Genomic DNA, 21,119 nt, shown 5'->3' on the forward strand with positions numbered 1-21,119 from the left:
CCCGGCGGATGCCAGGTGCCGTGTCTCCTCGGCTACTTCACCGCGCCCGCCATCACCCCGGACACGAACTGCCGCTGGAACGCGAAGAACACGATCAGCGGGATCACCATCGAGATGAAGGCGCCCGGCGCCAGCACGTCGATGTTGTTGCCGAACTGCCGGACCTGCGTCTGTAGCGCGACCGTGATCGGCTGGCTGCCGGCGTCCGTGAACACCAGCGCGACCAGCATGTCGTTCCACACCCACAGGAACTGGAAGATGCCCAGGCTCGCGATGGCGGGCCCGCCGAGCGGCATCACGACGGTCGCGAACAGCCGCAGTTCACCGGCGCCGTCGAGACGGGCCGCCTCCAGCAGCTCCCGCGGGATCTCCGCGAAGAAGTTCCGCAGCAGGAACACCGCGAACGGCAGACCGAACCCGACGTGGAACAGGATCACGCCCAGGATGTTGCCGAACAGGCCGATTTTGCCGAACAGTTCGGCGATCGGGATCAGCGCCACCTGCACCGGCACCACCAGCAGCCCGACCACCCCGAGGAACCACCAGTCGCGGCCCGGGAACTCCATCCACGCGAACGCGTAGCCCGCAAGCGAGCCGATCACCACGACCAGCAGGGTCGCCGGGACCGTGATGTAGATGGTGTTGAGCAGCGAGCCGGTGATGTCGTCGTTCTCCAGCAGCGTCTCGTACGCCTGGAAGGTGAGCTGCGACGGCTCGGTGAAGACGTTCCACCAGCCGTTCGCCGCCATGTCCTCCGGTGAGCGCAGCGACGACAGCAGCAGACCGAGCGTCGGCACCAGCCAGAACACCCCGACCACGATCAGGAACACCCGGACCACACCGCCGCTGAGCCGCGCGACGATCCGCGCGCCGAGCGAGGGCTTCGGTACGGCCGACGTGGGGGGCGGCACCTTCGTCGCGTCCTCCGCTTGAGCGGTCATCGCCGTGCCTCCCGCCGCAGTCGCCGGATGTTGAACCACATCACCGGGATCACCAGCAGCAGCAGGAACACCGCGATGGCGCTCGCGACACCCGGCTGGTCCTCGGAGAAGCCCTTGCGGTACAGCTCCAGCGCAAGCACGTTCGCGTCGTCCTGCGAGGAGCCCGGCGCGATGATGAAGACCAGGTCGAACACCTTCAGCACATTGATCATCAGGGTGACGGTGACCACCGCGAGCACCGGCGCGAGCAGCGGCACCGTGACCCGCCGGAACACCTGCCACTCGTTGGCCCCGTCGACCCGTGCCGCCTCCATCAGCTCCCGTGGCACACTCGCGAGCCCCGCCGCGATCAGCACCATCGCGAAACCCGCCCACATCCAGATGTACGAGCCGATGATGGCCGGGGTGACCAGGGATGGGCCCAGCCAGTCCAGCCCGTTGTACGCCTCCTTGAAGTTGTCGGCGGGCAGGCGGAGTTGGGCCCCGTCGGCGGCCGCCGGCAGGGTGAAGGTGCCGTCGTCGGCCGCCTTGGTGGAGGCGACGACCTCGCCGTCCTTGACGGCCTCGATCCGCATGCCGGGATAGCCGAACTCGCCGGCGTCCGGGGCGCCCAGCGTGCCCACGCCCTTGCCGCGGGTGAAGTCCTGCCAGGCGGTGCCGGTGACCCTGTCCGGCTCGGCCTTCGCCGCGACGGCGGTGGCGGCGTCGTCCGGCATCTGGTCGGGGGCGACACCGACGAGGGGCAGGCTCACCGGGGTACCGGCGCTGACCGGCTCCCTGGTGATGAACGACCCCTTCGACTCCGGGTCCGCGGCGAGCGGTGACTCCCGGCCCGGATGCGCCTTCGGGAACGCGGACGACTCGGCGAAGGTGTCGTGCACCCCCACCCACACCGCGTTCGCCACGCCCTTGCCGGGGTCCTGGTCGTACACCAGCCGGAAGATGATGCCCGCCGCGAGCATCGAGATCACCATCGGCATGAAGACGACCAGCTTGAACGCCGTGCCCCAGCGCACCCGTTCGGTCAGCACCGCGAAGACCAGTCCGAGCGCGGTCGCGATCGTCGGCGCGAACACCACCCAGATGATGTTGTTCTTCAGCGCCGTGCGGATGCCGTCGTCGCTGAACAGGGCCTGGTAGTTGTCGAATCCGGCGAATCCGTCGCCGGACTGGTCGTAGAAACTGCGGAAGACCGAGTACCCGATCGGGTAGACCACGAGCGCGCCGAGCAGCAGCACCGCGGGCAGCAGGAACAGCGCCGCCACCGACTTGCGGGTGCCCGTCACACTCTTACGACCATGGGGAGCGGCAGGGGACGTGGTGCCCCCTGCCGCCGCTGCCGACTTCATCGCCGGATCAGTTCCCGTACGCCTTGGCCGCTTCGGACTCCAGAGCCGCCTGAGCGCCCGCGACGTCCGTCGGGTTCTTCAGGAAGTCCTGGAGTGTCTTCCACTCGCCCTTGCCGGGCGTACCGCCGAAGGCCTGCGGGGCCTGGTCGGACATGTCGAAGCGGAAGTCGTCACCGGCCGCGACCAGCGCCTCCGCCATCTTCTGCTGCACCTCGTTCGGATACGCCGACGGGTCGACGTTCTTGTTCGGCGAGAGATAGCCGCCCAGCTGCGCCTGTACGGCCGCCGCGTCCGGGGAGGCCAGGAAGGTGGCCAGCGCCTGCGAGGCCTTCGAGTCCTCCAGGATGACCGCCGCGTCGCCGCCGGAGACGACGGGCGCGGTGTCGCCGACCGCCGGGAACGGGAACACCTTGGCGTCCGTGCCGACCTTCGCGTCGGTCTCGGCGATGTTCACCTGCACGAAGTCGCCCTCGAAGACCATGCCCGCCTTCGGCTGGTCGCCGCCGGTGAAGGTCTGGGTCACCGAGGCCGGGAACTCCGTCTGGAGCGCGCCGTCCGCGCCGCCCGCGATGTAGTCCTTCTTGCCCCAGATCTGCGCGAGGGTGGTGAGCGCGTCCTTCACGGACGGGTCCGTCCACTTGATCTCGTGCTGCGCGAGCTGGTCGTACTTCTCCGGGCCCGCCTGCGAGAGATAGACGTTCTCGAACCAGTCGGTCAGCGTCCAGCCGTCGGCGCCGCCCACGGAGAACGGTGTGACACCGGAGTCGTAGATCGTCTGAGCCGCGGTCAGCAGCTCGTCCCAGGTCTTCGGCTCGGTCGCGCCGGCGTTCTCGAAGACCTGGTTGTTGTACCAGATCAGGGACTTGTTGGCGGCCTTGTAGTAGACGCCGTACTGCTTGCCGTCGACCTTGCCGAGGTCCTGCCAGCCCTTCGCGTAGTTCTTGTCGATCTGCGCCTGCGCCTCGGCGCCGACGGGCTTGGCCCAGCCGCGCTCCACGGCCTGCTTGATGGCGCCGACCTGCGGCAGCATCGCGATGTCCGGCGGGGCGCCGCCGGCGATCTTGGAGCCGAGGAAGTTGATGATCGGGTCCTGTGCGGGGACGAAGGTCACCGTGGCTCCGGTGCGCTTCTCGAACTCCTCCAGCACTTTCTTGAAGTTGGCCTGCTCGGGGCCGGTCCAGACAGCGGCCACCTCCAGGTTCTCGCCGTCCAGCTTGGGCAGGGTGACCGTTGAGGCGGTCTCGGTGGCGCCGTCGGTGCCTTCGTCGCCGGTGTTGTCGTCGCTGTCGCCGCCGCAGGCGCTCAGGGAGAACGCGAGGGTTGCCGCGAGGGCGGCTGCGGAGAGGCGGGCGGTCCTTGTCGTCTTTTTGCTGCGCGTCCTGGTGTACGTGCTGCTGTACGTCCTGCTGTGCATCACGGCCCCGTTCTTCGTACCTCGATGAACGTTCGAGCGCTGCTCCGTGCGGTCTGGTCTACGCCGGGTGCGGGGGGTCGGCAAGAGCGCGCACAGTGTCAAGGGGGTGATCGTGACCGCGTCGTGACTGGCGGGGGTCGGTTACGCGGTTCGGGCGCGGGCCGGTGGGGGTGTTCGCGCAGTTCCCCGCGCCCCTGAAGGGGTGGTTGTTCGGGTGCGGGCTGGTGGGGGCTTGTCGCGCGGTTCCTCGCGCCCCTGGAGGGGTGGTTGTTCGGGTGCGGGTTGGTGGGGGCTTGTCGCGCGGTTCCTCGCGCCCCTGGAGGGGTGGTTGTTCGGGTGCGGGTTGGTGGGGGCTTGTCGCGCAGTTCCCCGCGCCCCTGAGAGCCTTGCGGCTTGTGCTCGTTGGAAGCGTGCCGCCGTGCGGTGCCCGGCTACGTGCCGCGGCCGCGGGCCGCCCGTACCCGCGTAGCGCGGCGGCAGCCCGTCGCGCCGGGCTGCGCGACGCCCCCGCCGGCACCCGTGCGCCGGTGCTACAGGAGGGACGGGACCTCGGAGGCCGCGACCTCGCGGGCCGCTCGTTCCAGGGCGCTGGCGAGGAGGGCCAGGTCGGTGGGGCCGTTGCCGAGTTCGCGGACGGGCCGGCGGGCCGGCGGATCACCCACCCGTTCCCACTCCACCGGCACCACGGTGGGCCGTAACGTCGCCGTCCGCGGAATCCGCCCCGTCACCCGCCCACCCTGAAACGCCGTGACCCGCCCCTCTCCGACCACCAGCCGCCCCCGCCCGGGCGAAGGCTCCTCCGGCCCCTCCACCACCGCGTCCAGCGCGACCCGCAGTGCGGCCCTCCGCACCGGCTCCGTCTCCGCCGTACGCCCACCCGGGTGCGCGGCGGCCACCAGATGGACCCCGAGCCGGTCGCCCTCCCGCGCCACCGCCTCCAGCGCCCGCATCACCGACCCCGCCGCCGGCCGGCCGGGCGAGCCCAGCGCGGGCGAGACCAGCGCGTCGAGGTCGTCGACCACCACGACCAGCCGTGGCAACGGCGGCGCCGCGTCCGTCGGCCGCCGCGCGGCAGCGGGCCGCAGCCGCAGCGTCGAGGTGGTCGGGGCGGCGTCCAGGTCACCCGACACCGAGTCGCCACCGCCACCGCCACCGCCTCCGCCTCCGGCACCGCCTCCGGCACGGCAACCGCCACCGCCACCGGTGCCGGTCTCCGCCGCACTACCCGTCCGCTGCGCGCCGATCCGCCCCGACATCTCCGGGGCACCCGCCGCCCCGGTCTGCCCCGCGTGCCACCCCGCGAAGTCCGTCCGCCCCACCAGCTCCGCGCGCCGTTTCAGCTCGGCGGCGAGGGACTGGGCGAACTCCCGCATCCGGACCGGGTCGTTGGCGGTGAGATGGGTCGTGACGTGCGGCAGGTCCGTGCAGACGCGCAGCCCGTCGCCGTGCCCCCCGCCCGTCCCGACGCCGTCCCGTCCGTCTATCAGGACCAGCCCGAGCCGGTCGGGTCGCTCGGCCGCGGCGAGCGAGGCGACGACCGCCCGCAGCAGCTCCGTACGACCGCTGCCCGCCGGTCCTTCGATCAGCAGATGCGGCCCCTCGGCCACCAGGTCCACACCGACAGGGCCGCGCGGACCGGCGCCGAGCACCGCACAGGCCCGTCCGCCGACCGCCTGCGCGTCGTCCGCCGCGTCGGCCCAGCGGGCCATCAGCGAGGCGGGCGTGGCCCGCGCCAGCCCCAACTCGTCCAGCAGTCGCGCCACTTGGGGCAGTGGTGCCGACACGCGCGCGTGCCCGCCACCGGAGCCCTCGGGGCGCAATGGTGCCAGCGCCCGCGCGAACCGCTCGGCCCACGCGGGGGAGACCGCGTCCACGGCACCCACCGTGCCATGTCCGACGGGCGCGCGTCCGGCGCCGTCGGCCGCGACGCGCAGCAGCCGCAGCGCCGTGGCCACGTCCCCGCTGAGCAGGGCGACCGTCCCGCACTCCCGGAACACCGGCACCGCCGCGTAGGCCGCCTCGAACGTCTCCGTCACCGGCGACGCGGGCGAGGCGGCGGCCGTCTCGGCCAGACACACGACATGGATCCCGGCCCGGGGGCCCTCCAGGGCGAGCCGCGCCACGGCCTCGTGCAGCCCGGGGCCGCCGGGGTCGCCGTCGACCACCACCACGGTGTACGGCCCGGGGTGGGCCGCGTCCGCGCGGGCCCACGACGGGCGGTGTGTCGCGCCCCGGCCGGTCTCCGCGACCGACGCGGGCACGTCGGCGCCGGCCGACGCCGCGTCCGCGAGGTGGTCCTCCAGCCGGCGCAGCAGCTCGTCCGTGCGCGCCGCCGCCTGCTCACGGTCGTAGGCGAGAAGGAGGCGGCAGTCCTGGCCGTGGCCCGGGCGGACGTGGGGCAGCCAGCCGAGCCAGGACCACTCGGCGGTGCGCTCCCGCACCGGGCGCGCGCGGTCCGTGCTGATCAGGACGATGTCCAGGCTGTCGGGCGAGTGCAGTGCGGCGAGCTGGGCCAGCACCGCGCGGGCGAGCCCCGCGAGCCGCGGCCGCGGCCCGGCCAGACCCAGGGCCCCGCCCTCGCGTAGATCGGCGGTGACCGGCACCGCCGCCAGCAGCCCCGAGCCGTCGGGTGTGGTGCGGTCGGCCGTGCCCAGCCGGACCGTGAGCGCCTCCGGGTGGCCGGGCGAGCGCTCCCACAGCCGTGGGCCGGGGCCCAGCGCGGTCAGCAGCAGCGCGGCCGGGTCGGGCCAGGTCTCCGGCATCCGGGCGGCGGCGGCCGGGGGCGCCTCGCGCGCGTCCGGCACCTCCTCGTCGTAGGCCCCGGATCCGTCCTGGTCCGGCTCCGGGCGGCTGCCGGCCAGGCGGCGGGCCCACGCCGAGAGGCCGCCGCGTCTGCGCACGCCCTGCGGTACGTCGGTGCCGCGCACCGGGGTGCCCTTGCGGCCGCCGGTGGCCGTCTCGCGCGGGTCCACGTCCAGGCCCGCGGCGTGGGTGTCGCCCTCGCCGACGACCGGGCGCCCGCCGGGCCGGCTCTCGATGCGGGGGGCGCCGGCCTGACCGGGCACGATCGGGGGTTCGACCGGCGCGTGCTCCTGGGCGCCGGGGGAGTCCCAGCCCGCCGTCGCGTGCGTGACCGGTGTGTCGCCGGGCGGCGGGCCCGAGGGGTCCTCGGCGCCGGTCGGGTCCTCGGCCGTCGTCGGCGACACGCGTACGTGCCCCTCGCCGTCCGGCTCCGTGCGCATCCGTGTGCTCAGACCGCCCGGCGGGGCGATCCGCAGGGCCGACTCACCTATACGCAGTAACGCGCCCGGCGTGAATCGCACCGGGCGGGTGCCCACGCGGGTGCCGTCCAGCACCGTGCCGTTCGTCGAGTCCAGGTCGGCGACCGCCACCCGGCCGTCCCCGGCGAGCGTCACCGAGCAGTGCAGCCGGGACACGTCCGGGTCGTCCAGCGGGACGTCCGCGTCGGCCGAGCGGCCCACCGTCACCTGGCCGCCGTGCAGCAGATGGACCCCGCCCGCGTCCGGCCCCGCGATCACGTCGAGCCGGGCCGGTGCGTCGTCGACCTCGGGATGCGGCTCGGGGTCCGCCGGGGCGCCCACGGACAGCACGGCGCCGTCGATCAGGGGTGGCTCGCCGAGCGTGCAGCGCTGGGTGTCCAGCCGCTCCGCCCCGGCGAACAGGATCACGGGCCCGCGCTCGGCACCCGCCTCCCCGGCGACCGCCGAGGCCAGGGTCGACGCCACCGCCGCCAGGGCAGTCCCGGCCGGAGCCGTGACCAGCACGTCGCGGCGCGCGGTGCGGCCACGGGCCTCGACAGGCGGGCCGAGCGGGTCTACGACGGTCAGCCGGATCTGCATCGCCGCCAGCGGTCCCTTCTGCACGGGCGCCCGGGACGGAAAGGAACCGGGCCGCGGTCCCCACCGCGACTTCCCCCACCGCACGAGCACGTCGGCCAGTACTGAAGGGCATCCTCGCATCTGCCACTGACAACACGCCCGCCGCCCACCGTCGAGTGATCTTGATTGGTCGGCTCTGCCCGCAAAAGTGCCTGACCAGTGCCCGACCGCAGACCACTTGAGATCGGTCACGCCCACCCCCGGCAACCAACCGGCCCGACCCGAGCGTCTTTCCATCGAACATGTACGGGAAGGGGTACGTAAGTCGCTTGTGACAGAACCGGCGCCGAGCACCGAAAGACGACAGCCCGGCACCGCGCGGGGCGGCACTACAGTGGGTCGGAACACCCCGTAGCACGCCCGCGGCGGTGATCGGACCAGGCAAGCAATCAGCAGGGAGCGCATGACGTGCGGCCGGTAGGCAGCAAGTACTTGCTTGAGGAGCCGCTCGGACGCGGCGCCACGGGCACCGTCTGGCGAGCCCGCCAGCGGGAGACCGCGGGCGCCGAGGCCGCCGTGGCCGGCCAGCCCGGTGAGACCGTCGCGATCAAGGTCCTCAAGGAGGAGCTGGCGAGCGACCCCGACATCGTGATGCGGTTCCTGCGGGAGCGCTCCGTCCTGCTCAGGCTCACCCACCCGAACGTGGTACGGGTGCGCGACCTGGTCGTCGAGGGCGAACTGCTGGCTCTGGTCATGGACCTCGTCGACGGCCCGGACCTGCACCGCTACCTGCGGGAGAACGGCCCCCTCACGCCCGTCGCCGCCTCGCTGCTGACCGCCCAGATCGCCGACGCGCTCGCCGCCAGCCACGCCGACGGCGTCGTCCACCGCGACCTCAAGCCGGCGAACGTCCTGCTCAAGCAGGACGGCGGCCGGATGCACCCGATGCTGACCGACTTCGGCATCGCGCGCCTCGCGGACTCGCCCGGCCTGACCCGCACCCACGAGTTCGTCGGCACGCCCGCGTACGTCGCGCCGGAGTCCGCCGAGGGCCAGCCCCAGACCTCCGCCGTCGACATCTACGGCGCGGGCATCCTGCTGTACGAGCTGGTCACCGGCCGTCCGCCGTTCTCCGGCGGTTCCGCCCTCGAAGTGCTGCACCAGCACCTCAGCGCCGAGCCCCGCCGCCCCTCGACGGTCCCCGAACCGCTGTGGACGGTCATCGAGCGCTGCCTGCGCAAGAAGCCCGAGGAGCGGCCCAGCGCCGAGAACCTCGCCCGCGCGCTGCGTGTGGTCGCCGACGGCATCGGCGTGCACGCGAACTCCGCGCAGATCGCCGCCGCAGAGGGCGTCGCCGCCTTCCTCGCGCCCGACCCGGACCCCGCGACCGTGCCCGGCACCCCCGGCGCCGCCGACCCGACGCAGGTCCTGCCGCACGGCGCGGGCGCCTACGACCCCAACGCCGCGACCAGCGTCCTGCCGCACACCGCCGGCCCGGCCGGCGCCGCCGACCCCACCGCCGTACTGCCGAACCGGGGTGCGGCCGACCCGACCGCCGTACTGCCGCCCGTGCCGCCGAACCAGCCCGGCACCCCGCCGGACGGCGAGCACCCCTGGCAGAACCAGCTGCGCGCCGCGCGGGACCGCAACGAGCAGACGCAGGTCCAGTACCTCGACCCCAACCAGGACCCGCTGCGCCGCCGTCCCCAGCGCCAGGTGTCCCGCCCGCAGCAGCCGCCGCAGCGCCAGCAGCAGCCCCGTCAGCAGCAGGCCCCGCCGCCCGGTTACGGCTATCCGCAGCAGCAGCATCAGCCGCAGCACCAGCCTCAGCAGTACGCCGCGCCGCCGCAGCAGCAGCCCCAGCAGCAGCCCCAGCGGTACGCGCCGCCGCCGGCCCCGCAGCAGACGCGCTCACAGCGTGAACCCCGCGAGCCGCGTGAGCCGCGCCGGCGCAGCGCCAACCCGACGCGGATCCCCGGCCTCGGCTGCCTCAAGGGCTGCCTGGTCACGCTCGTCATCCTGTTCGTGGCCGGCTGGCTGGTCTGGGAACTGAGCCCGCTCCAGGACTGGATCGGCACGGGCAAGGGGTACTGGGACCAGCTCAGCGACTGGTTCAGCACGGTGACGGGATGGATCGGGGATCTGGGAGGCACGGACTCCGGCGGGCAGTGACACCCCCTCGGACACGCTGATCCGTCTCTTTGTCGACATCTGGTGGGTGATTTCCGCCTCCGCGGTGAAGGTCGGCTCTTTGGACGCGTAGTTTTAGCGACAACACGCGTCTGTAGGAGCAGTCTTGGCACGCAAGATCGGCAGCCGGTACACCGCGAACCAGATCCTCGGACGGGGCAGCGCCGGCACGGTGTGGCTGGGCGAGGGACCCGAGGGGCCCGTCGCCATCAAGCTGCTGCGCGAGGATCTCGCCTCCGACCAGGAACTCGTCGGACGGTTCGTCCAGGAGCGCACGGCCCTGCTCGGCCTGGAACATCCGCACGTCGTCTCCGTACGCGACCTCGTCGTCGACGGCAACGACCTCGCGCTCGTCATGGACCTGGTCCGCGGCACGGATCTGCGCACCCGCCTGGAACGCGAACGGCGGCTCTCGCCCGAGGCGGCGGTCGCCATCACCGCGGACGTGGCGGAGGGGCTCGCGGCGGCCCACGCGGCCGGGGTCGTCCACCGCGACGTCAAGCCCGAGAACGTCCTGCTCGACATGCAGGGCCCGCTCGGTCCCGGCGGCTCGCACCGCGCGCTGCTCACCGACTTCGGCGTCGCCAAGCTCATCGACACCCCGCGACGGACCCGCGCGACGAAGATCATCGGTACGCCGGACTATCTGGCGCCCGAGATCGTCGAGGGTCTGCCGCCGCGCGCGGCCGTGGACATCTACGCGCTGGCGACCGTGCTGTACGAGCTGCTGGCCGGGTTCACGCCGTTCGGCGGGGGGCATCCGGGCGCCGTGCTGCGGCGGCATGTCACGGAGACGGTCGTGCCGCTGCCCGGTATCCCCGAGGAGCTGTGGCAGCTGCTGGTGCAGTGCCTCGCGAAGGCGCCGGCCTCGCGGCTGCGGGCCTCGGAGCTGGCGGCGCGGTTGCGCGAGCAGCTGCCGTCGCTGGTGGGGATGGGGCCGCTGGACGTCGACGAGCCGGACTCCGAGGCGGACGGGGACGAGGGCGCGGCGGAGGCCGGGGACGGGGAGGACAGGCCGGTCGCTCCGCGGGAGCGGCGCGGGGCGGTGTCCCTGGTGCCGGGGGCCAAGCCGGACTCGAACCGGGACACACATACGTCGATGCGGGTGCCGGCGCCGGACGAGTTGGCGGGCGGGGCTCGGGGGACGGCTCGGGCGCCGCGTACGCCGGGGGCGCCCCGGCCGGGGTCCGCGCGGCATCGGGCCGCGACTCGGCGGCGGCGGATCACCCTCGGGGTGGCGGTGGTGGCGTTGCTCGCGGCCGCGGGGGTGGGTACGTGGGTGGCCACCGACGACGGTTCGGGTGGGAGCCCGGACACCGAGCAGTCGACGCCGGCGAGTCCGTAGGCCGGGTTTCTCGCCCCCGCCGCCCTTGCCCGTTCCCATCCCGAGGGGCTGCCGCCCCTCAGCCCCCCGCTCAGGGGGCTCCGCCCCTGGCCCCCGCTCCTCAAACGCCGGAGGGGCTGGATGGTGCCGGCGTTTGAGGACGAGGCCGTTCAGGCCGATGGGGGTTCGGGGCGGAGCCCCCGAGGTGGGGGCGTTCAAGGGGCCGGCACCTTGGTGGTGGGGTCGGACGGCGGAGCCGTTACGCTGGACGGTGTGGCAGTCGTCGATGTATCCGAAGAGCTCAAGTCCCTCTCCTCGACCATGGAGTCGATCGAGGCCGTTCTGGACCTCGACAAGCTGAGGGCAGATATCGCCGTGCTTGAGGAGCAGGCGGCCGCGCCGTCCCTGTGGGACAACCCGGACGAGGCGCAGAAGATCACCAGCAAGCTCTCCCACCTCCAGGCCGAGGTCAGGAAGGCCGAAGCGCTGCGCGGACGGATCGACGATCTCTCCGTGCTGTTCGAGATGGCCGACGAGGAGGACGACCCGGACACCCGGGCGGAGGCCGAGTCCGAGCTCATCTCGGTGAAGAAGGCGCTGGACGAGATGGAGGTGCGGACGCTTCTCAGCGGTGAGTACGACTCCCGGGAGGCGCTCGTCAACATCCGCGCGGAGGCCGGTGGCGTCGACGCCGCCGACTTCGCGGAGAAGCTCCAGCGCATGTACCTGCGCTGGGCCGAGCAGCACGGCTACAAGACCGAGATCTACGAGACGTCGTACGCGGAAGAGGCCGGCATCAAGTCGACCACCTTCGCCGTCCAGTCGCCGTACGCCTACGGCACGCTCTCCGTCGAGCAGGGCACGCACCGGCTGGTGCGCATCTCGCCCTACGACAACCAGGGGCGCCGCCAGACCTCCTTCGCGGGCGTCGAGATCCTGCCCGTCGTCGAGCAGACCGATCACATCGAGATCGACGAGTCCGAGCTGCGGATCGACGTCTACCGGTCCTCCGGGCCCGGCGGACAGGGCGTCAACACCACCGACTCCGCGGTCCGGCTGACCCACCTCCCCACCGGCATCGTCGTCTCCTGCCAGAACGAGCGCTCGCAGATCCAGAACAAGGCGTCCGCGATGAACGTCCTCCAGGCCAAGCTGCTGGACCGGCGCCGCCAGGAGGAGCAGGCCAAGATGGACGCCCTCAAGGGCGACGGCGGCAACTCCTGGGGCAACCAGATGCGTTCGTACGTCCTGCACCCGTACCAGATGGTCAAGGACCTGCGTACGGAGTTCGAAGTGGGCAACCCCGAGGCCGTGTTCAACGGTGAGATCGACGGGTTCCTGGAAGCCGGAATTCGCTGGCGCAAGCAGCAGGAGAAGTAAACGCGGGCAGGCGGCGGACCCATACGCCGCTTTGTCGACAAGGCAACTGTGGCCCTCAGGGGCGCAGTTGCCTTTCGTTTGCCCTCGATGTCTGGGTTTTACATCACACTCACACACCACTCCGCCCGGCATTCGCCCCGTACCCGGACATCGCGTACGCAACGGCCTTGACGTTGCTTTGAAACTTGGGAAGGGTGCAGCGTGGCATGCGTTTTCTCTGGGGCGCATGTGATCCGGAGGGTTCCACTTCCACCTCCGTCGATCACGGTCCCGAGCGCCGCCTCACCGACGATCAGCTACTGGGGGTAGCAGCTTTATGACCAAGAAGACGCGGATTCGTGTCGCGCGGGTGGCGGCGGGTGCCGTGATCGCCGTAGGCGCTTCGCTGACCGCCGCCGGTGCCGCTTCCGCAGCCGAGACCGACGACTGCCTCCTCGGCATTCTGTGCGGTGACGAGTCGCCGACTCCGACCCCCACGCCGACGGAGGAGCCGCCGACCCAGGTGCCCACGGGGGAGCCGACCCCCACCGGGGAGCCCACGGACCTCCCCACGGAGCCCACCGAGGAGCCCACGGAGCCGACCGAGGAGCCCACTCAGGAGCCCAGCGAGCCGTCCGACCCCACCGAGGACCCGGGTGACAACGGCAGCGCCACCGGTGGCAACAACGCCGACCCCGACGGCGGCTCCGGCGAGTCGGCCCAGGGCGAGGGCTCCTCGTCGCTGACCGACACCGGCACCGAGACCCCGGCCGGCTCCACCACCCCGCAGGGTGGCGGCGACGAGCTCGCCGAGACCGGTGCCAGCGAGACCACCTTCCTGGTCATCGGCGCGGCGACGATGATCGCCGGCGGTATCGGCTTCCGTATCCTGCCGCGCCTCGCGGGCGGCCGTGGCGGTGCGGCGGCCTGACCGCCGCCGTAGCCGCCTGAGCGCGCCGTGTGCGCGCCCGGAACGGTGAAAGGGCCCGGAGCTCAGGCTCCGGGCCCTTTCGTATGCCCTTGTGCGCCGCTGTCGGGCCGCGCGACCGTACGTGCGCGTGCGCTACGCGGTCTGGTGCGCCAGCAGCGCCACGGCGGCGATCAGCACGGCCACCAGCGCGATCAGTGCCATCGGGTTCAGGCCCGCGAAGGGGTTCTCCTGCTGGAGCCGCTGTCGGTTGGCCCGGCAGACGGGGCAGCGGCCCTCGCTCACGGGCGCGGCACAGTTCGCGCACACCAGGCGGTCGTACGTCATGCGCTCACCCTCCTAACCGGGTCGTCCACTGGCATCAACGGTTGTCGGTCGGGGAACGTTCCCCCTCCACTGTGCCAGGTTCCTCCGACGGGTGCGCCCTGTCGCCAGGAGTGGGACGCGTTCCCGCGCCCCCGCACACGCCCTCCCCGCGCCGGTGCGAAAGTCACCTCAGTACAAAAAGGCACAACTCTCGCGCAACCGCCACCGGTGACTGCGGGCGTGCACCCGGGTCGCGTATGGTCACGCACATCTACCCCCGGCTACCCGTGGTGCATCCGTGATCCGATTCGACAGTGTCTCCAAGGTCTACCCCAAGCAGACCCGCCCCGCACTCAGGGATGTCTCCCTGGAAGTGGAGAAGGGCGAGTTCGTGTTCCTCGTGGGGTCCTCCGGCTCCGGAAAGTCCACCTTCCTGAGGTTGGTGCTCCGCGAGGAGCGGTGCAGCCAGGGCCAGGTGCACGTCCTCGGCAAGGACCTCGCCCGCCTGTCCAACTGGAAGGTGCCGCAGATGCGGCGCCAGCTGGGCACGGTGTTCCAGGACTTCCGGCTGCTGCCCAACAAGACGGTCGCCGAGAACGTGGCCTTCGCGCAGGAGGTCATCGGCAAGTCCCGCGGTGAGATCCGCAAGTCCGTGCCGCAGGTGCTGGAACTCGTCGGCCTCGGCGGCAAGGAGGAGCGGATGCCGGGCGAGCTGTCCGGTGGTGAGCAGCAGCGCGTGGCCATCGCGCGGGCCTTCGTCAACCGGCCCAAGTTGCTGATCGCGGACGAGCCCACCGGCAACCTCGACCCGCAGACCTCCGTCGGCATCATGAAACTGCTCGACCGGATCAACCGGACGGGTACGACCGTCGTGATGGCCACACACGACCAGAACATCGTGGACCAGATGCGCAAGCGCGTCATCGAGCTGGAGAAGGGCCTCCTCGTCCGCGACCAGGCTCGCGGCGTCTACGGCTACCAGCACTGACGATCCACGACGGAAAGGCTTGACCAGACGCCATGCGCGCCCAGTTCGTTCTGTCGGAGATCGGTGTCGGTCTCCGCCGCAATCTGACGATGACCTTCGCCGTCGTCGTCTCCGTCGCCCTGTCCCTGGCCCTGTTCGGCGGTTCGCTGCTGATGAGCGACCAGGTGACCACCATGAAGGGCTACTGGTACGACAAGGTCAACGTCTCGATCTTCCTCTGCAACAAGAGCGACGCCGAGTCGGACCCCAACTGCGCCAAGGGCGCGGTCACCGAGGACCAGAAGAAGCAGGTCCTCTCCGACCTCGACGGCATGGCGGTCGTCGACAAGGTGACGTACGAGTCGCAGGACCAGGCCTACAAGCACTACAAGGAGCAGTTCGGCGACTCGCCGCTCGCCAGCTCCCTGACGCCGGACCAGATGCAGGAGTCGTACCGGATCAAGCTGACCGACCCGGAGAAGTACCAGGTCATCGCGACCGCCTTCAACGGCCGGGACGGTGTGCAGTCCGTGCAGGACCAGAAGGGCATCCTCGACAACCTCTTCGGGCTGCTCAACGGTATGAACGTGGCCGCGCTGGCCATCATGGCGCTGATGCTGGTGGTGGCGCTGATGCTGATCGTCAACACGGTCCGCGTCTCCGCGTTCAGCCGCCGGCGCGAGACCGGCATCATGAGACTGGTCGGCGCCTCCGGGTTCTACATCCAGGCGCCGTTCATCATGGAGGCCGCCGTGGCCGGACTCATCGGCGGACTGGTCGCCTGCGGCTTCCTGCTCGCCGCGCGGTACTTCATCATCGACCATGGGCTGGCCCTGTCCGAGAAGCTTGATCTGATCAACTTCATCGGCTGGGACGCCGTCCTCACCAAGCTGCCGCTGATCCTCGCGACCAGTCTGCTGATGCCCGCCCTGGCCGCTTTCTTCGCGTTGCGCAAGTACCTGAAGGTGTGACACACGCCCTGAGGGCCGTACGGTCAACCGGCCGTACGGCCCTTCGCGTTGTCCTAGACTCACCGCCATGTCAGGTCGTGACCTGTTCTGTCAGCCCCGCCGCATGCGCCGCGGGGCCGCCCTGACATTGGTCTTCGCGAGTGTGCTCGTGGCCGGTGCCGCGACCGGCACACTCCCCGGCGGCGAGCAGCGCGAGCCGTCGCCCGGCTCCACCCGCGCCGCCGCCCCGGCCGGCCGGCACAGCGAGATCGCCGAGGCCGCCGCCAAGGCCATGGCCGAGGGCAAGTCCCCGGTGGAGGCCGCCGAACGGGCGGTCAGCCGCAGTGGCAACCGCTGGGACGCCGTCTACACCGAGGGCGAGTTCGAGGAGTTCGAGGAGTCCCTGGACGGCGAGTACACCGGCGTGGGCCTCTCCGCGCGGCGCGAACGCGACGGCCGTATCGAGGTGACCGAGGTCCGTACCGGCTCGCCCGCCGCGTCGGCCGGGATCCGCGCGGGCGACCGGCTGGTGCGGGTCGACGGCGCGAAGGTCGAGGGCCGGCCGGTCACCGAAGTGGTCTCCTTACTGCGCGGCGACGCCACGGACGCGGACGCCGGCAGCACGGTCCGCCTCGGTCTGGAACGCGGCACGCGCGCGTGGGACACGGAACTGCGCCGCGCCCGCCTCACCACCGACTCCGTGACCGTCGGCGAGCTGGCCGACGGGGTCACCGTCATCAGGATCGCCGCGTTCACCAAGGGCTCCGGCAAGGCCGTGCGCGAGGCCGTGGAGGCGGTACCGGCGGACTCCGGGATCGTGCTCGACCTGCGCGGCAACTCCGGCGGGCTGGTCACCGAGGCCGTCACCGCCGCCTCCGCCTTCCTGGACGGCGGCCTGGTCGCCACCTACGACGTCGACGGCGAGCAGCAGGCCCTGCACGCGGAGAGCGGCGGCGACACCACCAGGCCCCTGGTCGCGCTCGTCGACGGCGGCACGATGAGCGCCGCCGAGCTGGTCACCGGGGCCCTCCAGGACCGCGGCCGCGCGGTCGTCGTGGGCTCGCGCACCTTCGGCAAGGGGTCCGTGCAGATGCCGACCGAGCTGCCCGACGGCTCCGTGGCCGAGCTCACCGTCGGGCACTACCGCACGCCGGCCGGCCGCGGTGTCGACGGCCGGGGCATCACGCCCGACCTGGAGGCGGACGAGCACGCCCTGGACCGCGCGGAGACGGTTCTCACCGGTCTCGGCCAGTCGTAAATCGGCTTTCCACGCACCCGGTCCGCAGTGCGAAAATGGATGCACTATGAGCAAGGGAATGTACGTACCCAAGGAGTCCCAGCCCAAGCAGGGCGCCGCCGCGAAGTCCAGGGACGGCGAGAAGGGCGGCAAGCGCAAGATCGTCGCCCAGAACAAGAAGGCCCGGCACGACTACGCCATCATCGACACCTATGAGGCCGGTCTGGTGCTCTTCGGCACCGAGGTCAAGTCGCTGCGCGAGGGCCGGACGTCCCTGACCGACGGCTTCGTCCAGATCGACCAGGGGGAGGCGTGGCTGTACAACGCCCACATCCCGGAGTACCACCAGGGCAGTTGGACCAACCACTCCGCGCGCCGCAAGCGCAAGCTGCTCCTGCACCGCGAGGAGATCGAGAAGCTGGCGGCCAAGTCCCAGGAGACGGGTCACACGATCGTGCCCCTGGTGCTGTACTTCAGGGACGGCCGGGCGAAGGCCGAGATCGCGCTCGCGCGCGGCAAGAAGGAGTACGACAAGCGCCAGACCCTGCGGGAGAAGCAGGACCGCCGGGAGTCGGACCGGGCGATCTCGGCGGCGAAGCGCCGGGAGCGGGGCGCCTGACGGGCGGGAATACAGTGGCACCGCCACACGTTGGTCGCGTACGATGGAACCAACACCGGACGAACCTCCGGTGTGCTCATTGAAAAAACAACATGGGGATGATCGGTTTCGACAGCGGCTGTCGAAGCAGGGGAAGCGTGTCGAGGAAGCGGCAATGATCTCGTAAACCATATGTCGCAAAAAATAATCGCCAATACCAAGCGCGATTCCTTCGCCCTCGCTGCCTAAGTAGCGACTTGCGAAGTGTCAGCCCGGGGGTGTTCCCGACCCGGATCCTGGCATCAGCTAGGGAACTAAACCTTGATCCCGGTCACGGGGTGAAGAGGGAAATCTAACAGTGACTGGGCCCGTCGGCGACTTGTTCGCGTGATCGCCGGGGCCGAGAAAATCACAGCGAACTGCACACGGAGAAGCCCTGATTCCGCACCGTTGGACGCGGGTTCGATTCCCGCCATCTCCACAATCTCCATGTTGAGGGCCCGGTGGTCACAGACCACCGGGCCCTTGCTCTGTCTCCAGCGCCCGCAGATGGTCCGCGACCGGCCCGAGCGTGAGCAGACCACTGCCGGCACCCGCGAGTTCCGTCGCGGCCGGGGCCAGTTGGACACGGGCGCGTGCCATGACGGCGGGCTCGTGCACGGCCGTCGCCGCGCGGGCGACCAGACACCACAGCGCCTCGAAGAGCAGATCGCGCGGCGGGGAGCCAGGCCGCGCAGCGCGTCCCGGGCCTCCTGGTGACGCCCCTCGTGGACCAGCAGCAGAGGACGGACCCAGGTCTCGTACGGTCCCCAGTCCGCCGCCGGATCCACGGTCGGCAGGGTGCCGCGGGACTCCACGGCGATGGTGGCCAGCAGCCGGCAGCGGGCCACGGCGTGTCCGTCGGCGGGCAGGGCGCGCAGGGTGCGCTCGGCGGCGTCGACCAGCCGCCTGGCCTGTACGGGGTCGTCGGAGCGGGGCCAGATCGCGGGGACGTCGTAGACGCCGATGACCCGGGCGGTGAGTTCGGGGTCGCCGAGCTCCTCCGCGGCGGCCACCGCGGCCAGCCGGTGGTGCCTGGCGGACTCCAGGCCACCGCCGCCCGTGACCGCGGTAGCGGGTTTTCAGGGGCGCGGGGAACTGCGCGATCAGCCCCCGCCGGGCCGCACCCGGTCTCCTGCCCGCGGTAGCGGGTTTTTCAGGGGCGCGGGGAACTGCGCGAACAGCCTTCACCGGGGCGCGCCCGAACCCCCGGCGTCAGCGCCAGCATCAGCGCCACCCCCGCCGCCCCGACCGGCAGGACATAACCCCCCGTCGGAGACACGTGTTCCGAGACCCACCCCCCGGCCGCCGCCCCGCAGGCGATACCCCCCAGCAGACCGGTCACCGCAAGCGTCATCGACTCATTGAGCCGCCCCTCCGGCGCCCGCGCCTGAACCAACGTCATCCCCGTGATCATCGTCGGCGCGATCGCCATCCCCGCCACCAGCAACGCCCCCGCCACCACCACCAACGACCCCGTCGCGGACGCGGCAACCAGCGGCAGCACCAGCAGCAAGGCCATCGCCCCGACGCACCACGGATACCGCCGCTCCACCGCCCCCGCCAACCGCACCGCGCCAAAGGCCAGCCCCGCCAAGAACGACCCGCCCGCCTGGAGCCCCAGCACCACCCCCGCCGCCGCGGGATGCCCCACCGCGTCCGCGAACGCGACCGTGACGACCTCCATCGACCCGAACACGGCACCCATCGCGAGGCACACCACCAGCAGAGGCCGCATACCCGGCGCGCGCAGCGGCGACCCCGACGACGTCACCCGCCCCGGCGGCGGCTCGGTCGAGCGCTGCGCCGCGAACAGCAGCACCCCGCTCACCAGCAGGATCACCCCCACCAGCGTCCCCGCCTCCGGAAAGAACGCCCCACACAGGAACGCCGCCAGCACCGGCCCGAGCATAAAACTCAGCTCGTCCGCGGACTGTTCGAAGGAGTTCGCGGTGTGCAGCGCCTCGGCGTCGCCCTTGAGGAGACGGGCCCAACGCGCGCGGGCCATAACGCCGATGTTCGGCGTCGTCGCGGTGGCGGCGTACGACGCGAACAACGTCCACGCGGGAGCCCCGTACCGCACACAGAACACCAGGGACAGACTGCCGAGCACCGCGCACAGCGTGGCCGGTACCGCGACCCGCGCCTGTCCGTGGCGGTCGACGAGCCGGGCGATCCAGGGCGCGACGACGGCCGTCGCGCCGAGCCCGGTCGCGGTGACGGCCCCGGCGAGCGCGTACGACCCACGCGCCCCGGCGATCATCACGACCGCGCTCACGCTGAACATCCCCATCGGCAGCCGCGCGAGCAGATTCCCGGCACTGAACGCGCGCGTGCCGGGACGGGCGAACAGACGCCGGTACGGGCCCGGCGGGCGTTCGGGCCGACGTCCGCGCGGGCGGAAGTCGGCGGCGACCAGCGTGTCGGCGGTGACCGTCAGGAGTGGCGGCGCGGCAGGGCGGACGCGGTCGTACGGGGGCTGCGGCATGCCCCCACCGTCGTCCCCGCCCGATCACCGGGTCCAACACCTTCTCCCCGCCCATTCACGCACCCCCGTTGTGAATCCTGCGGTAGCTTCGCCGGATGCCCGCCGACCTGGACCCCCGTCTCCTGCGCGGCTTCGTCGCCGTGGCCGAGGAGCTCCACTTCACCCGCGCCGCGGCCCGGCTGTACGTCTCGCAGCAGGCGCTCAGCAGGGACGTACGGCGGCTGGAGCGGGAACTCGGCGCCGAGTTGTTCGTACGGACCACCCGGCACGTCACACCCACCGGCGACGCCGAGCGGCTGCTGCCGTACGCGCGGCGGGTGCTGCGGGCGCACGACGAACTGCTCGCGGCGTTCGGCCCGGCCCGGCCGCTGCTGGTCGACGTCAACTCACCCGGACTCGGCACCGCCCGCCGCGTACTGCACCGGGCCCGTGAGCTCGCGCCCGACCACGAGCTGATGGCCCGCTACGAGAGCGGGCTGACCGGCGCGGCGGCGGAGCTGCTCGCCGGGCGGCTGGACGCGTCGTTCGGGCGGTACGCCGGACTCGAACCGGCGCTGCGGTCCGCCCTCGACCACCAGCCCGTCCGCTACGAGCCGATGGCCGTGATCCTCCCCGAGAACCACCGGCTGGCCGCGCTGGAACAGGTGCCCCTCGCCGCCCTGGAGGGCGAGACGGTCTACGCGGGCGACGGGAATCCGCGGACGCCGGAGTGGACCGACCTCGCCCGTCGCCTGTTCGCGGGACGCGGGATCGAGGTCGCCTCACCCTTCCCGCTGGCGATCGGCGAGGAGGAGTTCCAGCGGATGACGGCGAAGACGGGCAACCCGATCCTCGCCGTAAAGGAGTTTCCGGCCATGCCCGGGACCGTGCACCGGCTGCTCGTTGATCCCGTACCTCTGTCGCCCGTCTCACTGGTCTGGCGAAAGGGACTGGTCCATCCCGCGTTGACTACGCTCCGACAGGCTGTGGCCGAAATTAGCGGTCGGGAGGGATGGCTCCGGCGGCCCGTCGATGCGTGGATTCCAGCCATCGACATCGAGGCGATGACTGTCCACGAATGACACACGGCCAACACGAATCCCGCGCGTGCGCTACATTCGTGGCCCGAGCACGGTGTGGTAAGGGGGCGCTCGAACCGGGTGGGGGCCTGGTTCGGTCGACTGGTGCTCGGCGTCCTGAGCGCTTCCTGA

General features: G+C 71.8%; 15 protein-coding genes, 1 other RNA gene and 1 pseudogene. 10 read left to right on the forward strand and 7 right to left on the reverse strand.

Features of this window, described 5'->3' with window-relative positions; genetic code table 11:
* Window positions 1–32 precede the first annotated feature (32 nt).
* From ACIQAC_RS23825 to ACIQAC_RS23840, 4 genes are all read right to left on the reverse strand, one after another.
* The gene (locus tag ACIQAC_RS23825; protein ID WP_402193991.1) at window positions 33–941 is read right to left on the reverse strand and encodes a carbohydrate ABC transporter permease; all 909 of its coding nucleotides are present in this window, start codon (window positions 939–941) and stop codon (window positions 33–35) included.
* Window positions 938–2,290, reverse strand: a complete 1,353-nt coding sequence (locus ACIQAC_RS23830) for a carbohydrate ABC transporter permease (RefSeq protein ID WP_402193992.1) — start codon at window positions 2,288–2,290, stop codon at window positions 938–940. The genes ACIQAC_RS23825 and ACIQAC_RS23830 overlap by 4 nt, the downstream gene beginning before the upstream one ends.
* A gap of 7 nt (window positions 2,291–2,297) precedes the next feature.
* Window positions 2,298–3,704 carry an ABC transporter substrate-binding protein gene (locus ACIQAC_RS23835; RefSeq protein ID WP_402193993.1) on the reverse strand — a complete coding sequence of 469 codons (1,407 nt, stop codon included), beginning with the start codon at window positions 3,702–3,704 and terminating at the stop codon, window positions 2,298–2,300.
* A 530-nt stretch (window positions 3,705–4,234) separates the two neighbouring features.
* Window positions 4,235–7,564, reverse strand: a complete 3,330-nt coding sequence (locus ACIQAC_RS23840; RefSeq protein ID WP_402194459.1) for an FHA domain-containing protein — start codon at window positions 7,562–7,564, stop codon at window positions 4,235–4,237.
* Window positions 7,565–8,011: 447 nt separating this feature from the next.
* On the opposite strand from ACIQAC_RS23840, the gene ACIQAC_RS23845 reads away from it, so the two are divergent.
* From ACIQAC_RS23845 to ACIQAC_RS23860, 4 genes are all read left to right on the forward strand, one after another.
* Window positions 8,012–9,715: a protein kinase gene (locus tag ACIQAC_RS23845; RefSeq protein ID WP_402193994.1), complete on the forward strand. Its 1,704-nt coding sequence runs from the start codon at window positions 8,012–8,014 to the stop codon at window positions 9,713–9,715.
* Between the two features lie 124 nt (window positions 9,716–9,839).
* Window positions 9,840–11,078 carry a serine/threonine-protein kinase gene (locus ACIQAC_RS23850; protein ID WP_402193995.1) on the forward strand — a complete coding sequence of 413 codons (1,239 nt, stop codon included), beginning with the start codon at window positions 9,840–9,842 and terminating at the stop codon, window positions 11,076–11,078.
* A gap of 252 nt (window positions 11,079–11,330) precedes the next feature.
* Complete coding sequence (gene prfB, locus ACIQAC_RS23855; RefSeq protein ID WP_402193996.1) at window positions 11,331–12,437, forward strand: peptide chain release factor 2; 1,107 nt, start codon at window positions 11,331–11,333, stop codon at window positions 12,435–12,437.
* 316 nt (window positions 12,438–12,753) lie between these two features.
* Window positions 12,754–13,347, forward strand: coding sequence for an LPXTG cell wall anchor domain-containing protein (locus ACIQAC_RS23860; RefSeq protein WP_402193997.1), 594 nt, complete (start codon window positions 12,754–12,756; stop codon window positions 13,345–13,347).
* Window positions 13,348–13,479: 132 nt separating this feature from the next.
* On the opposite strand, the gene ACIQAC_RS23865 is transcribed toward ACIQAC_RS23860, so the two are convergent.
* Window positions 13,480–13,671, reverse strand: coding sequence for a hypothetical protein (locus ACIQAC_RS23865; protein ID WP_402193998.1), 192 nt, complete (start codon window positions 13,669–13,671; stop codon window positions 13,480–13,482).
* Between the two features lie 277 nt (window positions 13,672–13,948).
* Here ACIQAC_RS23865 and ftsE point away from each other — a divergent pair, with 277 nt between their 5' ends.
* From ftsE to ssrA, 5 genes are all read left to right on the forward strand, one after another.
* Complete coding sequence (gene ftsE / locus ACIQAC_RS23870) at window positions 13,949–14,638, forward strand: cell division ATP-binding protein FtsE (protein ID WP_402193999.1); 690 nt, start codon at window positions 13,949–13,951, stop codon at window positions 14,636–14,638.
* A gap of 32 nt (window positions 14,639–14,670) precedes the next feature.
* Complete coding sequence (ftsX, locus tag ACIQAC_RS23875; RefSeq protein ID WP_402194000.1) at window positions 14,671–15,588, forward strand: permease-like cell division protein FtsX; 918 nt, start codon at window positions 14,671–14,673, stop codon at window positions 15,586–15,588.
* A gap of 67 nt (window positions 15,589–15,655) precedes the next feature.
* Entirely contained in the window at window positions 15,656–16,825 is a 1,170-nt protein-coding gene (locus tag ACIQAC_RS23880) for a S41 family peptidase (RefSeq protein ID WP_402194001.1), read from the forward strand.
* Window positions 16,826–16,883: 58 nt separating this feature from the next.
* On the forward strand, window positions 16,884–17,423 hold the full coding sequence (gene smpB / locus ACIQAC_RS23885) for an SsrA-binding protein SmpB (protein ID WP_402194460.1): 540 nt from the start codon (window positions 16,884–16,886) through the stop codon (window positions 17,421–17,423).
* A 94-nt stretch (window positions 17,424–17,517) separates the two neighbouring features.
* Window positions 17,518–17,886, forward strand: a transfer-messenger RNA (tmRNA) gene (ssrA, locus tag ACIQAC_RS23890).
* 23 nt (window positions 17,887–17,909) lie between these two features.
* Here ssrA and ACIQAC_RS23895 read toward each other — a convergent pair.
* Window positions 17,910–18,511, reverse strand: a pseudogene (locus ACIQAC_RS23895) (hypothetical protein); the annotation flags it as partial.
* Between the two features lie 86 nt (window positions 18,512–18,597).
* Window positions 18,598–19,929 (reverse strand): MFS transporter, encoded by a 1,332-nt coding sequence (locus ACIQAC_RS23900; protein WP_402194002.1) that lies wholly within the window; start codon window positions 19,927–19,929, stop codon window positions 18,598–18,600.
* A 95-nt stretch (window positions 19,930–20,024) separates the two neighbouring features.
* On the opposite strand from ACIQAC_RS23900, the gene ACIQAC_RS23905 reads away from it, so the two are divergent.
* Entirely contained in the window at window positions 20,025–20,990 is a 966-nt protein-coding gene (locus ACIQAC_RS23905) for a LysR family transcriptional regulator (protein WP_402194003.1), read from the forward strand.
* Window positions 20,991–21,119 lie beyond the last annotated feature (129 nt).

The sequence above is a fragment of the Streptomyces sp. NPDC088387 genome, from assembly GCF_044753385.1.
Classification (GTDB): Bacteria; Actinomycetota; Actinomycetes; order Streptomycetales; family Streptomycetaceae; genus Streptomyces.